We start from the raw sequence: 15,370 nt of genomic DNA, 5'->3' as shown, positions 1-15,370 counted from the left end.
TAATAATTGGTTTTGGTGATTAGAATTATTACCTCTATCTGATGGCTCAGAGTTTTATGTACTGTATCAGCCTTCCATTCCATCATCATTCCTTTACTCATTCAACATTTAATCCGCTCTATGTATTTTCGAATCGCTCTACTGATTAGTTGCATACCTATGATTACTCAGGCTCAGGACAGCCTGCGAACCCGCGATTTGAAGCCCGTAGAGATCCAGTCTACCAGACTTCAAATTGCCGAAAACCGGAGTCCATTTTCGGTGTCCGTATTGAATCAGTCCCGCCTTCAGATTGGACAACCTCAGCTTTCGCTTTTCGACGCGATGGGGACTATTCCGGGTGTTTTTTCCCAGAACCCAGACAATTTTGCCCAGGACTTACGCATTTCCATTCGGGGTTTTGGAGCCCGTTCTTCTTTTGGCATTCGGGGATTGAAAGTATTACTTGACGGCATTCCCGAATCAACGCCCGACGGCCAGGCCAAGGTGAATAATTTTGATGTAGGAAGTTTGGGGCAACTCGAAGTTATTCGTGGGGCTTCTTCGGCTTTGTATGGAAATGCTTCTGGCGGCATTCTTTCGTACACTACCGAAACGCCAGCGTATAATTTCGTGGAAGCTCAGGCCGTAGCGGGTAGTTATGGCTTCCAGCGGTATCAACTGAAAGTAGGTCAGAAATGGAAGCAGTCGACCTTGTTGCTGAATGCCAGTCGTAACCTTCAGGATGGATACCGGGAATATTCTTCTATGAATAACTGGTTACTAAATCTAAAATTCCAGCACGAATTTACGGCTTCCAATAAGTTAACCATCCTCTACAATCTTTCAAAAAACACAGCCGAAGATCCCGGCGGATTAACTCTTCAGCAAGTCGGGGAAAACCGTCGTATGGCTCGTCCGCAAAACGTGCAGTTCCAGGCTTTTTCGAGAGCTACTCAACAGCGTATCGCAGCTATTTATGACCATTTAATTGGTAAAAAACATCAGTTTCAGGCCCGCACATTCTGGACCAATCGAGACTTTGAAAACCGGCTGGCTTTTCTTGCCGGGGGCAACGTTCAGTTTCTCCGTAATTACATGGGGGGTGGCGTTAGTTACCAATACACCGATCAATTTGGGTCCGTTTCATACCGTTTAAAAACAGGGGTTGATATTGAAAACCAACAGGATAACCGGAAACGATATAATAACATTGACGGTCAGCAAGGCCCGCTCTCACTGGAACAAGTAGAAACCTTTCATAACATCGGAGCGTATGCTTTACAGGAGTTTGGCTTGCTGAAAAATACTTTATTAACCATTGGTACGCGTTACGATGCTATTCGCCTGAACGTTAATGATGAATTCCTGAGTGATGGCGATCAGTCGGGTAGCCGGAATTATCACCGCTTTAGCCCAACCGCTGGTCTGAACTGGGAGTATCAGCCCGAACGCAGCGTTTACGCCAATTTCTCTACCAGTTTTGAAACCCCTGCTTTGACGGAATTAGGTACGAATCCAAGTAATCTGGGCGGCTTTAACCCCGAACTCGGGCCAATGCGGGCTCAGAATTTTGAAGTGGGAACGAAGGCTACTTTTAACAAAGTAAAAGTTGATGTAGCCGTCTTTCAGGTTAATGTTCGGGGTGAAATTGTCCCTTATCAGTTAAGCGAGTTTCCGGGCCGTACTTTTTACAGAAATGCGGGTAACTCCCGCCGTCGTGGCGTTGAATTAGGGCTGACGGCTCAGTTAGTGGAGGGATTAACTGCTTATGCAAATTACACGTATTCCGACTTTAAATACCTGAATTACACCACGACTTCCGGGACTTTTGATGAAAATCAACTACCGGGTATTCCACCGCACTTTGGATACGGCGAACTACGTTATTTTCGTCCCAAAGGCTTTTATGGAATCGTTCAGTTCCGTAGAAACGGCACGTTCTACGCTGACGATGCCAATCAGGTAAAAACGGAAGCTTTTAGCTTGCTGAATTTACGTTTTGGCTGGCAAATCAAGTGGAATAAATGGTCGCTGGAACCTTTTGGTGGGATTAATAACCTGTTGAATCAGAAGTACTTTGCGAATGTACAAATCAACGCTGCCGGCGGCAGATACTTCGAACCAGCCACGAGTCGAGCCTTTTTTGGTGGGGTGAAGGTGAGAGTGTGGTAGTTGACTGTTGTTAGTTTTCAGTTAAAACTGGTAGTCTGCGTTTCGCCTCAGATTCGTGAGAAGAGCGTCTGGGACGCTAAAGTTTCCGCCGTGGTTGGTGTCCCCACCAACCATTCATATAAAGTACAGCGGCTGGTGGAGACACCAGCCACGGTGGGTATTAAACTCCGAACATTACCCCGGATTATCATCCGGGACTACTCAGAATTAACCCCTTTGGGGTTATTACATTCATCGTCAAAAGTCTCCCCCTACCTTAATAGGTTTTCCCTTTTCAACTGAAAACCCCAAACTGAAAACGGTAAACAAACGCAATGAAAGAAATAAAGTCCATAATCGAGCATTACTTAAAAATTGATTTTTCGACAACGCGAGCGGCTCTGGCAACAGTGGTGCGGGTGGAAGGTTCGTCTTATCGCCGGGTCGGGGCAAGAATGCTGGTTACCGAAGACGGACAATGGATTGGAGGTATTTCAGGCGGATGTCTGGAAGGCGACGCTCTCAAACGAGCCAGACTGGCTATGTCAACGGGTAAGGCTTCCATGGTCACGTATGATACCACAGATGACGATCCGTATCAGATTGGTGTTGGACTCGGTTGTAATGGAATTATCGATGTATTACTAAGTCCACTGGATCCGAACGATACCCATAATGCCGTTTTGCAGTTACAGCCGCTGGTTTTCCGTCGACAACCCTCGGTAGTTATTACCGTGATTGATAGTGTTTTAGACGAGTTACCCAAAGGCTCCGTCCATCGCTTTGAATCGCAGGAAAACTTTGAATTTCCGATTGCAAGAAAAGAGGTAATGGATTGCATCCACACTTGCTTAACAAACGAGAAATCAGCTCTACAAACATTAACGGGCGATTTTGGCAGCATTACCCTTTTACTGGAAATCATCCCGCCGCCTATTCACCTCTTCATTCACGGTGGTAACTATGACATTTTCCCACTTGTTCGGCAGGCAAAAGAGTTAGGCTGGCTAAGCACCGTTTTCTGTAATCCTCAGAAAATCAATAAATCTTTGTTCGATTGGGCCGATCATGTTGTTCAGAAACACACCGAAATTAAACCCGACGATTATACCGCAGTGGTTCTAATGGCTCACGATCTGGAAACGGATTTTCAGAATTACCAACGTTACATCACGGCAACTCAGGTGCCTTACATCGGCTTATTAGGTCCCAGAAAGCGTTTTGAGAAGATGATTCAGCGATTGGATGACGAAGGGATTACGCTTTCTACCGAACAATTTCAGCGAACCTATAGTCCAGCCGGACTGGATACCGGAGCAGCCACGCCCGAAGAGATCGACTTATCCATTTTAGCGGAAATCAGAACGGTTTTCTCGCATCGCGAAGGCGGTCAGCTCCGCAAACGAAAAACTCCGATTTATAGCGAAGAATCTTGATGTTAGTTTGACGTTTGATTTAGTTTGAGAAAGTTATCTCTGAAAACAATAACATTCAAACATTCAAACATTCAAACATTCAAACATTCAAACATTCAAACATTCAAACATTCAAACATTCAAACATTCAAACATTCAAACATTCAATCATTCAATCATTCAATCATTCAATCATTCAATCATTCAATCTCATTTACTTACTTCAATACTCCATTCATTACCGCTTGCTATCTTGAATTTTTCGGCGAAGTTATCCATATTCAGGGCTAGTGAAACTTGTAATAGACTGTTCAGATAAACTAAAGGTTGCCCTTCTTTGACGGCTCCAAACGTCTGAACATAGGGCATTTTACCTTCGTATTTCTTTTTTTGATTCTGATAAATCCGAACAGTTAACAGCTCACCCGTTTTCACACCTAGTTCCTGAAATAACGTTGCTGGAATATTGGTCCAGACGTTCCCGTATTGAACATCCAGAATCGAAATATTCCCTTTCAGAACCGAACCTTGTTTATTGGCTTTCTGATAGGGAATCGTTACGACCTGTTTAGGTAAGACCTCTCCTACCTCTTCAAATTTTATAACTCCAGCGGCCAGCCGGGCAGCGGTGTAAGCGTAGACATCCCGACCATGAAACGTGTAGGACTTACCTGAATCCTTCCGGCGATTCACCGCTTCGTTAATTTCTCTAACCTCATCAATTCCTTCCGATTCGGCTAGTAACGTCAGCGTTCCGTTATCAGGCGTTACTATATAATGACCCGCTTTTGTCTTTAGTACTACCGACTTCCGGCTGGTCCCAACACCGGGATCCACCACTGAGACAAATACGGTTCCTTTGGGCCAGTACGGTACGGTTTGTTCCAACCGGTAAGCGGCCTCCCAAATGTTATAAGCCGGAATTTCGTGCGTTAAATCAAATAACTTCAACTCCTGAGAAACGCCCATTGCTACGCCTTTCATGGCCGAAACAGCTCCGTCTTTCAGACCAAAATCGGATTGAAAAACCACGATTTTCTGTTGAGCGATACCCAGGTTCGCCAATCCAAGAATTACAATAAGCGATTGTAAAAAATGCCTCATCATCTAGTTTTTCGCTGCCTTACCTTATTATTTCGTTTTTCGTTTGTGTACAAACGTCCCAACCTGACCATCGAATGAATATCCTATGCAATTAAACAATTTTCGACTATTAATCACTCGACTCGTTAGCCTTGAAGAAGACAAAGAACAAGAACAGGAGATTGTTCAGTCCATCAAAAAAGGAGCCGTTCTGTGGGGAACTAACCTTTGGGTTCTGGTGGCAGCCGTTTTCATTGCATCCATTGGATTGAACATTAACTCCACGTCTGTCATCATTGGGGCCATGCTCATTTCCCCGCTGATGGGCCCGATTTATGGCATTGGTTTAAGCCTGGCAACTTACGATTTTGCCTTCTTTAAAAGTGCCCTTCGCAATCTGCTGATTTTCGTTCTTTTCAGCTTGGGTAGTTCAACCATTTATTTCTGGCTGAGTCCTTTGAAAGAAGTACAACCCGAAATGATCGCCTATACGCACCCCAGCGTTTGGGACGTTTTGGTTGCTCTGATTGGTGGGGTCGCTGGGATCGTGGGAGCCTCCCGAACCCGAAAGGGAACCATCGTTACGGGTGTGGCTATCGCTACCGGAATGATGTTACCGCTTTGCACAGCGGGTTATGGAATCGCCAATCAAAACTGGTCTTTCGTGGCGGGAGCTTTCTATCTGTTTACCATTAATGGAATCTGCATCGCATTCTCTACCTATCTGGTAGTGCGTTACCTCAATTTTGAACCGTATCAATACGTAGAAAAAGAAACGCAGAACTGGGTACGCCGAACCATGACCTGGCTGATGATTCTGACTTTGCTTCCCAGTATTTATTTAGCTTATCAGCTCGTGGCGGATTCCATTTATCGCAGAAATCTCAAGCTTTTCATCGACGAAAAAATCAGGGGTAATAACCATTACGTCATTCAGCAAACGGTTTTGCCTTCGGCTCGAGGCAGAAAGGTGGAGTTATTAATCGTGGGTCAGCGTATTTCCAGCCAGGAGTTAGACTCGCTAAAAAGTCAGTTACCTCGTTATCGGCTAGATCATACCGAGTTATCCTTCCGTTACGGCTTTGATGATACCATTCTGGCGGAAACGTCCCGGAGTGTATTAACCGAAACGGAAAAGCTATTACTTACGCAACGGATGGAGATGGATTCCCTCCGAAAAAATAGCCAGTTGGAAACACAGATTCCGCAAATTGCTCAGGAACTAAAAGCCATTTACCCGGAAATTGTAGAGGTGTCCATCGGGAAACACCTATCGACTGATGGCACCACCAATCAGGAGCAAACGGTTTGTTTACTAAAAATGGCAAAACCAGACGGGAGTTTATTACCTAAAGTCCAACATTGGCTGGCCATTCGACTTCGAAAACCAGAAGCGGCGATTACCGTTTTGATCAGAAAAATGTAAGTGGATGGCAGGTTTGTGAAATAAAGGCAGGTGGGAACCTGCCACTTGGGAGGAACAAGAGGGAATCTCGCACCAGTCGGTCTTAGTTAGTTAAACCAAAATTCTTGATAAAGCAGACTCCATTACAAGTTCCCAAGTAGCGACGCGACTTCATCGCGTCTGGGTAAGAGGCGGTTTGGGGTTACCTCTGTATTCCTTCCTTCGCCGTGGTTGGTGTTTTACCAACCACTATTTGCGTACTCATGACTGGTGGACTGGTGAGACACCAGCCATGGCGGGGAATACTATTTCCATCTCCCAACCAGACGCGACTTCATCGCGTCTCTACCCTTTTAAAACCAAAATTTCGGGTTTAACTGCGTTTACTACCTCACAGATTTTCTTAGAGTCACTCATCTCTATCCGAGTGACTCTAAGAAAAGGAAAGGGATAAATCCATAGACTTCAGCCTAACCAATGCCAGCTTTTTTGCTGGCATCATTCGTCTAATATCCAATTGTTAACCCATCGCAGTCGCTCAGCTCTAACCGAATAACGCTGTTTGGGGATGGAGAAAGGTATCTTACTTACTAACTACTATTTCGCCTCCCAACGGCCAGAGGCCTAGAGCTAGGTAGTCACTCGGCTGGAGCCGAGCGACTGCGGGAGTTTACTACCTCACAGATTTTCTTAGAGTCACTCATCTTTATCCGAGTGAATATAAGAACAGGAAAGGGACAAATCCATAGACTTCAGCCCAACCGATGCCAGCTTTTTTGCTGGCATCATTCGTCTAACATCCAATTGTCAACCCATCGCAATCGCTCAACTCTAGCCGAATAACGCTGTTTTGGGATGGAGAAAGGTATTTTGTTACTAGCTGTTATTTCGCATCCTACCGGCCAGAGGCCTAGAACTAGGCACCACTGGAGCCAAGCGACTGCGGGAAGATCCTCTTAACTAGCCTTTAAGATTTGAAATAATAAAACCGCTTTTAACTCTAAGACAGAGTTGAAAGCGGTTTTATTATTTAGATCAGTAAAGTAAGTCTTTAGCCTCTTTAATAAGCGAGCGTTGGAGCCAGCCATTTTTCGGCTTCCTCAAGCGTCATGCCTTTGCGTTTGGCATAATCTTCGACCTGATCTTTCTGAATTTTACCAATCGTAAAGTAACGGCTGTCAGGGTGACTGAAATACCAGCCACTAACCGAACTAGCCGGATACATGGCAAAGCTTTCGGTCAAGACAATCCCCAACTCCTCCGCTCCTAACAGATCAAACATCGTCCGTTTTTCGGTATGTTCAGGACAGGCCGGATACCCCGGTGCCGGACGAATCCCCTGGTATTTTTCGTCAATCAAAGACTCATTATCCAGCTTTTCATCGGAAGCATATCCCCAGAATTCCTTACGAACCCGGGCGTGCATTAACTCCGCAAAGGCTTCCGCCAGACGGTCGGCAATGGCCTTAACCATGATGCTGCCGTAATCGTCGTGATCCTTTTCGTATTTCTCGAGTAAGGCTTCAATTCCAATACCCGCCGTCACCGCAAAGCCGCCGATGTAATCCGTATGAGCACTTTCCAGCGGAGCAATGAAATCAGCCAATGAGTAATTTGGCAGATTTCCAGCCTTCAGACTTTGCTGACGTAACTGATGTAAGGTCGCCAACGCAGGGGTGGCTATTACGTCCGTTTCATCGATCTTACCTTCCTGAGAAGCCCGACTGATTTTGTATTCCAGATGCGTATGCGAGCCGTGGCGTTCGCAGGCTACTTCCTTCCTGATCTCTTCGAAAGGATGCAGAATAATATCGTCTTCGTGACTATTGGCAGGCCAGAAACCAATGACGGCTTTTGCTTTTAACGATTGATCGTGAATGATTTCCAACAGAAGATTATTCGCGTCTTCGTACAATTTCTTGGCTTCATCTCCTACCACCTTATCTTCAAAAATGGCTGGGTGTTTGCCGTGCAACTGCCAGGTTTGGAAGAAAGGCGTCCAGTCAATGTATTGGGCAATTTCGGCCAGCGGATAATCTTCAAATACCTTCGTACCTAAGAAACTCGGTTTGTAAGCTTTGAAATTATCCCAGTCGATCTTCACCTTATTTTGACGGGCGGCTTCAATCGTTACAAAGTTTTTATCCGATTTACGCTTGGCGTGATCTTCCCGAAGCTTGGCGTATTGCTGCTTGATTTCGCTGTGAATTTCCGCTAATGTTTGCTTATTCTGCGTCAAACGACCTGCCACCGGAACCGAACGCGAAGCATCCAGCACGTGGATAACCGGGCCGGAATATTGCGGATCAATTTTCACGGCTGTATGAATGCGGGAAGTGGTAGCACCGCCAATGAGGAGGGGCATTTTCATACCCTGACGTTCCATTTCCTTCGCCACACCCACCATTTCGTCCAAACTGGGCGTAATCAAACCGGATAATCCGATAATATCAACGTTATGCGTTTTGGCAGCTTCCAGGATTTTATCCGTTGGCACCATTACCCCTAAGTCAACAATTTCGTAGTTATTACAGCCCAGCACTACGCCCACGATATTCTTACCAATATCGTGCACGTCGCCTTTTACGGTTGCCAGCAAAATGCGTCCGGCAGTAGAACCAGCCTCTTTGCTTGCTTCGATAAAAGGTTGCAGGTAGGCTACGGCTTTCTTCATCACGCGAGCCGATTTTACCACCTGAGGCAGGAACATTTTTCCTTCACCAAATAAATCACCGACGATGTTCATGCCGTCCATCAATGGACCTTCGATCACCTCAATGGGTTTTTCGTAAGCCTGGCGACATTCTTCTACGTCTTCATCAATGAAATCGGCGATGCCTTTCACCAACGCGTGCGATAAGCGTTCTTTTACGGGTAACTGCCGCCAGGAATAATCCGGGCCCGTATCGGTTTTGCCTTTCGACTTTACCGTTTCCGCAAACGCCACCAAACGTTCCGTTGAGTCAGGGCGACGGTTGAGGATAACGTCTTCAACCAGCTCCAGAAAATCCTTGGGAATTTCATCGTAAATCGTCAACTGACCGGCGTTTACGATTCCCATATCCATACCCGCCTTAATCGCGTAATACAGGAATACGGAGTGAATGGCTTCGCGAACGGGTTCGTTCCCTCGGAAACTGAACGACACGTTAGACACCCCACCCGATACCTTAGCGTAGGGTAAGTTTTCTTTAATCCAGCGAGTGGCATTAATGAAGTCTACGGCGTAATTGTTATGTTCATCAATCCCCGTCGCAACGGTTAGGATATTGGGATCAAAAATGATATCCTGTGGAGGAAAACCTACTTCGTCTACCAGAATTCGATATGCTCGTTCGCAAATCTGAATTCGGCGTTCGTAGTTATCGGCCTGGCCGTTTTCATCAAAAGCCATGACCACGGCGGCGGCTCCGTACCGTTTGACGGTTTGGGCGTATTCCTTGAATTTTTCCTCCCCTTCTTTCAGCGAGATCGAGTTCACGATGGCCTTGCCCTGCACACATTTCAGTCCGGCTTCGATCACTTCCCATTTGGAAGAGTCGATCATAAGGGGAACTTTCGAAATGTCCGGTTCAGAAGCAATCAGGTTCATGAAAGTCGTCATGGCGGAAGCCCCGTCAATCATCCCTTCATCCATGTTTACGTCAATAACCTGAGCTCCACTTTCTACCTGCTCACGAGCCACAACCAGTGCCTCATCGTATTTATTTTCACGAATCAGACGAGCGAATTTCTTCGAACCGGTTACGTTACAACGTTCACCGATGTTCAGGAAGAGAACTTTTTCCTTGGTTACTTCAATGGGTTCCAGTCCGGAAAGCTTCAGCACGGGCTCTTCCACGGGAAGATGACGAGGCTGATGTTTTTCCGCGATTTCAGCAATCCGACGAATGTGACCGGGGGTCGTTCCACAACAACCCCCAATGATGTTAATCAAACCATCTTTCAGGAAACCGTTAATGGTTTCGCCCATTTGCTCGGGCGTTTCATCGTACTCTCCCATCTCATTCGGTAACCCTGCATTGGGGTGAGCCGAGGTAAAGAAAGGAGATTTGTCTGCCAGGGTTTGTACGTAAGGACGCATCAGATCGGCTCCTAACGCACAGTTCAACCCAACGGAAAGTAAAGGTAAATGGGAAACAGAGGTCAGGAAGGCTTCCGTAGTTTGGCCCGAAAGCGTTCGTCCCGAAGCGTCGGTAATAGTGCCTGACACCATAATGGGCACTTCAAATTTCTCTGCCTTTGGAATATGGACAGGCCAGGGTAGCTTACCGCTGGTTACATCCTGGTAATAGGTATCAATAGCAAACAGAGCCGCTTTCGCATTGAGTGTATCGAAAATGGTTTCAACCAGCAGAATATCGCTACCTCCTTCTACCAGAGCCTTCGTCTGTTCGTAATAGGCTCCGACGAGCTGATCGAAAGTAATGGCCCGGTAACCAGGGTTATTTACATCCGGCGAAAGGCTGGCGGTACGGTTGGTTGGTCCCATAGAACCGGCCACGTAACGCGGCTTCTCAGGATTGCGAGCCGTGTATTCATCCGCTACCTCGCGGGCAATGCGGGCCGATTCATAGTTCAGTTCATACACTAACTCTTCCATCCCATAATCAGCCATGGCAATCCATGTACCTGAAAATGAGTTCGTTTCTACAATATCAGCTCCGGCTTCGTAGTATTCACCGTGAATGGTTTTGATAATGTCGGGTCGGGTTAACACGAGTAAATCGTTGTTACCCTTAAGCGGATGGGGCCAGTCGGCAAAGCGAGAGCCCCGATAGTCTTCTTCTTCCAGCTTATACCGCTGGATCATCGTACCCATCGCTCCATCAAGGATTAGAATACGGTTTTTAAGAAGCGTACGGATGTCGGGTTTTTGAATCGTAGTCGTCGTCATAAGTCACGAAACGATGCCGGATTGGAGTCGGCGTTGTGTCCAGAAATTGAAAGTATAGAATGAAAAAACATGCAAAGATAGGGTGAGTTTAGCATTTGCTTTGGACCAGTTCCAGTGTTTTTGTGATTAACCAGAACCTATCAAATGTTGAACTCTAAAAGTAGGGTAATTTGTTCTTGCTCGCCAAAGACTTTGTAAAGGTAATAGCTTAGCTAGTCGGTTTTTCTATTTATCGGTAATGACCAGGGATTTTATATCCTACCAGATCATGGATTTGTAGACTTTACGCTCTATAGATTTTTATTACGTTTCCTTATTGTAGAAACGCGACTTTGGTTACAATTAGAATGATTCGAATTTCCCAGCCAGACGCGATGAAGTCGCGTCTCTACTTGAAATGCTTGATTGCTATGCTTTTCAGATTGGCAATCAAAATCGCCCTGGTTGGTGTCCTCACCAACTACTAGGCTTTTAGTAAGGGCTGTTGAGGATACCAGCCACGGCGGGGGCTTGTACCTGAAACAAAAACCCCGGATTAATATCCGGGGCTATCCATATTAAACCCCTCCGGGGTTAAGATCTCCATTTTCAAACGTCTTGCCTACCTTTACGGGTTTCTCTTTCCAACTCAAAACTCAAAACTCAAAACTCAAAACTCAAAACTCAAAACTGAAAACTGAAAACTCAAAACCGTAGCGACGGCCGCTCTAACTCATCGAATCATTCCCAGCGTACTTTCCAGCCCCATACCCCTTGAACCTTTAATGAGGAAATGGGTGTCTGTCATGGGGTGTTCTTCCAGCCAAACATGGAGACCGAATTTATCGGGGAAGTAATACGCCCGGGGTAAGTATTTCAGGGCATGTTGCATCAATGGACCTGCCAGCAACACATAATCAAAATGGCATTCGGAGATGAGTTTACCCATCATTTCGTGTTCGTAAGGGCCTTCTTCGCCCAACTCAAACATATCGCCCAAAATCACCAGTTTTTTCTCAGCTTTCAGAGCTTCGAAGTTTTTCAGGGCTGCTCCCATCGAACTCGGATTGGCGTTGTACGCATCCAGCCAGATCGTGTTACTCCCTTTTTCAATGATCTGCGAACGATTATTTTCCGCCACATACCCCGCAATGGCTTCATGAATCTCCTCTTCCGCTACTCCGAAGAAGCTCCCCAACGTCATGGCCGCTCGCATGTTAATGAAGTTATAATCTCCCATTAAATGCGTCTCGATCCGATTCTCCCCCTGCTGATAAATGACATTCGGATTACTTTCCACCAGTTCGACATCGGTTCGGTAAGGCAAGATTCGTTCCGCAGTAGCCTGACGTTCCTGGAGCATGTCCATGAGTGTTACGTCTTGCTGATTTACAAAAATCTGACCGTTGGTTTTAATGAGGAAATCATACAACTCGCCTTCACCCTCACGAACGCCCTGCAAGCCACCAAAACCCTCCAGGTGCGATTTACCAATATTGGTGATCAGGCCAAGTCCGGGTTCACAAATACGAACTAACTCATCAATATCCCCTTTCTGATTTGCTCCCAGCTCAATAATGGCCAGTTCAGCGTCTTTCGGTAAGGACAAGATCGTCAATGGAACGCCGATGTAGTTATTGTAATTTCCGGGCGTTGCGAAGGTTTTATATTTCTTCGATAATACCCGATTAACCAATTCTTTGGTCGTCGTTTTTCCATTCGAACCGCCAATTCCGATAAAAGGAATCTGAAGTAACCTGCGGTGATTTAAGGCCAGTTTCTGAAGGGCATGTAAGGTATTGTCTACCACCAGGCAACGCTCATCTACGGCATATTCGGCATTATCCATCACGACGTAGGCCGCTCCATTTTCCAGGGCTTTTGCCGCGAAGGTATTGGCATCGAACTTCTCTCCTTTCAGAGCAAAAAACAGGGCTCCCGGCTCAATTTTACGGGTATCAATCGAAACACTGCTGCAAGTCAGGTACTTTTGGTGAAGTTCTGTAATCATCATCTGAAATTCGTATGGAAGAAGCGTTTGGCCGTTTATTCAATCTAAACTTTAAACGCTAAACCGGAGTTCTGTTCGTTTTACTACTGATTCGACAAAGATGCAATGAAAAACCATTACCTGTTAACCGCCCTTGGGCTGCTTTATTGTTTTATTTCGTTCTCTACCTCTGCACAGACTTTTTCCTTTGCCTTTGATACCACTGCTCAGGTAAGTATTCAGGGTCGTACGCTTCCTAATGCCTGGGCGGGTGGACTGAACGCTCCCCAGTTTTCCAAAATGCATCTGAATCAGGATACAGTGGAGGATTTGGTGGTGTTTGATCGTACTACCAGTAAAGTTTTCACCTTCGTAGCCGTAGCTCAGGGAGGCAGTTACGTCTGGCGTTATGCTCCTCAATACGAAGCGATTTTTCCAGAGATGGATAGCTGGATGCTGCTGCGTGATTTTGATCAGGATGGTCGAAAAGACTTATTCGCCCGCCATACTGCTGGCGTGCAGGTCTACCGGAATGTAGCCACCAGCGATGGGAACTTTAAATGGGAACCCGCCGCTGTTCCCCTAATGACGCAGGGGTTTTCCGGCAAAGTGAACCTACAGATTTCCTCACCAGATATTCCGGGCATTGAAGACCTTGACGGCGATGGCGATATAGACCTGGTATTGTTCGATCCTTCGGGAAACTTTACGGAATACCACCAGAACATGAGCGTCGAGCGAACGGGCAAGGCTGGGCTTGATTTTCAGAAGATTGGGTATTGCTGGGGTAACTTCATTAAGGAACACTATGGCGACATCTGCTTTAATATGGATTGTAACACGGGCATGAGTCACTGTGCCGATACCAGCAATGTTACCAACCCCGGCGGTCGTCCCAAGCATACGGGGAATACGCTGTTACTCTGGGATTTTAACGGCGATGGACTGAAAGACATCTTCTTTGGACACGTGACCCAAAATCGCATTGCCTATATGCCGAACGTGGGTACGAAGCAAACGGCCAAATTTGCTTCCGCCGACTATAACTTCCCCAATGACCACCCCGTTGATTTTTATATTTTCCCTTCTTCTTTTGCGGAAGACGTTACTTTCGATGGAAAACCAGATTTCATTTCAGCCATTAACGTTTATCAGGACGATCAACTGAAACAAATCAATTTTCGGAAATCGGCCTGGCTGTATGAAAACACTGGCACCTCCGCTAAACCTGCGATTACCTTCCGAAAAGAAAATTTTCTTCAGGATGAAATGGTAGACCTGGGCACTAACGCTACCACCGCCCTTGCCGATATTGACGGCGATGGCGATTTGGATTTGCTGGTGGGTTACGCTGGTGTACGTTCAGATCAGGGGTATCGCGGAGGAATTGCCTTATTCCGAAATACGGGCACGCCTCAGAAAGCTCATTTTGTGCTGGAGACAGAAGATTACCTTGGATTGGCCGCTCAGATTCAGAGTAAAGAAAATCTGTTAATTACGGAGGTGAAGATTTTCGTGACCGATCTCACGGGCGACGGCATCCCGGATCTGGGTTTTACGGCTGAAACGTTTGTGAGTTCAATGATTCGTTACATTCCTAATAAAGGCAGTCGAAACGCTGCTTTTCAATTGAACAGTGCTGACTTAACTTCCTTACCCTTGCCCGATGGTTATTACTTTGGGGCAGTTCCGGTGTATCAGGACGTAAACCGTGATGGAAAAATTGATGTGTTACTGGGCACGTATTACGGAAGCATTCAGTATCATCGAAATATCGGAACAAACACCCAGCCAGTGTACCAAGTCGAAACGAAAACGTATGGTGGTTTGCAGGAAAATTACCTAAACCGGGGCTTTTCCATTACCTCCGCGGATGTCAATGGCGACGAACGTCCTGATTTGCTGGCTACCTATTCCAATGGATCGATGAGCGTTTTTAATGATTTTTTGAATCAGTCGGAGTTAAAGGCGGATACCAGTGCCATCACAGGTTCTATCGCTGGTATTACTTCGCTTCGACTCAGCGGTCCTGCTTCCATTGCTGCCGGAGATCTGGATAACGACGGCCTGCCCGATCTGATCGCAGGGACGGCTACGGGTGGATTACGTTTCCTGAAAAATAAATCTGAAAAGCTAAAGCCTACGCCGAATACGGGTTCGGAAATGGTAAAGATTTACCCCAACCCGATTAATCCCTACGAGCAGCAACTGGTTATTGAAACCGACGCTGAAGCTCAGGTTCAGGCTTATAGTATGCTGGGGCAATGGCTGGGGCAGGTCACACGCGTGACCGCTCAACGTTATACCTTAGATTTAAAAGGCCTTCCTACAGGCATGTATCTTATTGAAATTCAGACCGCTACCCGTGGAAAGATTACCCGTAAAGTGGTAGTAAGATAGCGAAAATTGGTAAAAGCCGCCTCAACCTAAGAAATACCCTCTATTTTTACCGCCTGAAACTCCTTTCT

7 protein-coding genes are annotated in these 15,370 nt (G+C 46.2%); 4 read left to right on the top strand and 3 right to left on the bottom strand.

The window, feature by feature from the left end:
* Positions 1 to 159 precede the first annotated feature (159 nt).
* Positions 160 to 2,154 carry a TonB-dependent receptor gene (locus QE390_RS13540; RefSeq protein WP_307142533.1) on the top strand — a complete coding sequence of 665 codons (1,995 nt, stop codon included), beginning with the start codon at positions 160 to 162 and terminating at the stop codon, positions 2,152 to 2,154.
* Between the two features lie 314 nt (positions 2,155 to 2,468).
* Positions 2,469 to 3,569, top strand: a complete 1,101-nt coding sequence (locus tag QE390_RS13535) for an XdhC family protein (RefSeq protein WP_307142532.1) — start codon at positions 2,469 to 2,471, stop codon at positions 3,567 to 3,569.
* Between the two features lie 189 nt (positions 3,570 to 3,758).
* Here QE390_RS13535 and QE390_RS13530 read toward each other — a convergent pair whose 3' ends face one another.
* Positions 3,759 to 4,655: an S-adenosyl-l-methionine hydroxide adenosyltransferase family protein gene (locus tag QE390_RS13530; protein WP_307142531.1), complete on the bottom strand. Its 897-nt coding sequence runs from the start codon at positions 4,653 to 4,655 to the stop codon at positions 3,759 to 3,761.
* Between the two features lie 82 nt (positions 4,656 to 4,737).
* Here QE390_RS13530 and QE390_RS13525 point away from each other — a divergent pair, with 82 nt between their 5' ends.
* Positions 4,738 to 6,057: a DUF389 domain-containing protein gene (locus tag QE390_RS13525; protein ID WP_307142530.1), complete on the top strand. Its 1,320-nt coding sequence runs from the start codon at positions 4,738 to 4,740 to the stop codon at positions 6,055 to 6,057.
* 1,039 nt (positions 6,058 to 7,096) lie between these two features.
* Here QE390_RS13525 and metH read toward each other — a convergent pair.
* A complete protein-coding gene (metH, locus tag QE390_RS13520; protein WP_307142529.1) occupies positions 7,097 to 10,933 on the bottom strand; it encodes a methionine synthase in 3,837 nt (1,278 codons plus the stop codon).
* Between the two features lie 712 nt (positions 10,934 to 11,645).
* Positions 11,646 to 12,926, bottom strand: a complete 1,281-nt coding sequence (gene murF / locus QE390_RS13515) for a UDP-N-acetylmuramoyl-tripeptide--D-alanyl-D-alanine ligase (RefSeq protein WP_307142528.1) — start codon at positions 12,924 to 12,926, stop codon at positions 11,646 to 11,648.
* A 102-nt stretch (positions 12,927 to 13,028) separates the two neighbouring features.
* Between murF and QE390_RS13510 the strand changes: the two genes are divergently transcribed.
* A complete protein-coding gene (locus tag QE390_RS13510) occupies positions 13,029 to 15,302 on the top strand; it encodes a T9SS type A sorting domain-containing protein (RefSeq protein WP_307142527.1) in 2,274 nt (757 codons plus the stop codon).
* Positions 15,303 to 15,370: the final 68 nt, after the last annotated feature.

Source organism: Siphonobacter sp. SORGH_AS_1065, from assembly GCF_030818595.1.
Lineage (GTDB): Bacteria > Bacteroidota > Bacteroidia > Cytophagales > Spirosomataceae > Siphonobacter.
The sequence above is the reverse complement of the archived record's forward strand: the minus strand, read 5'-3'. Positions and strand labels throughout refer to the sequence as shown.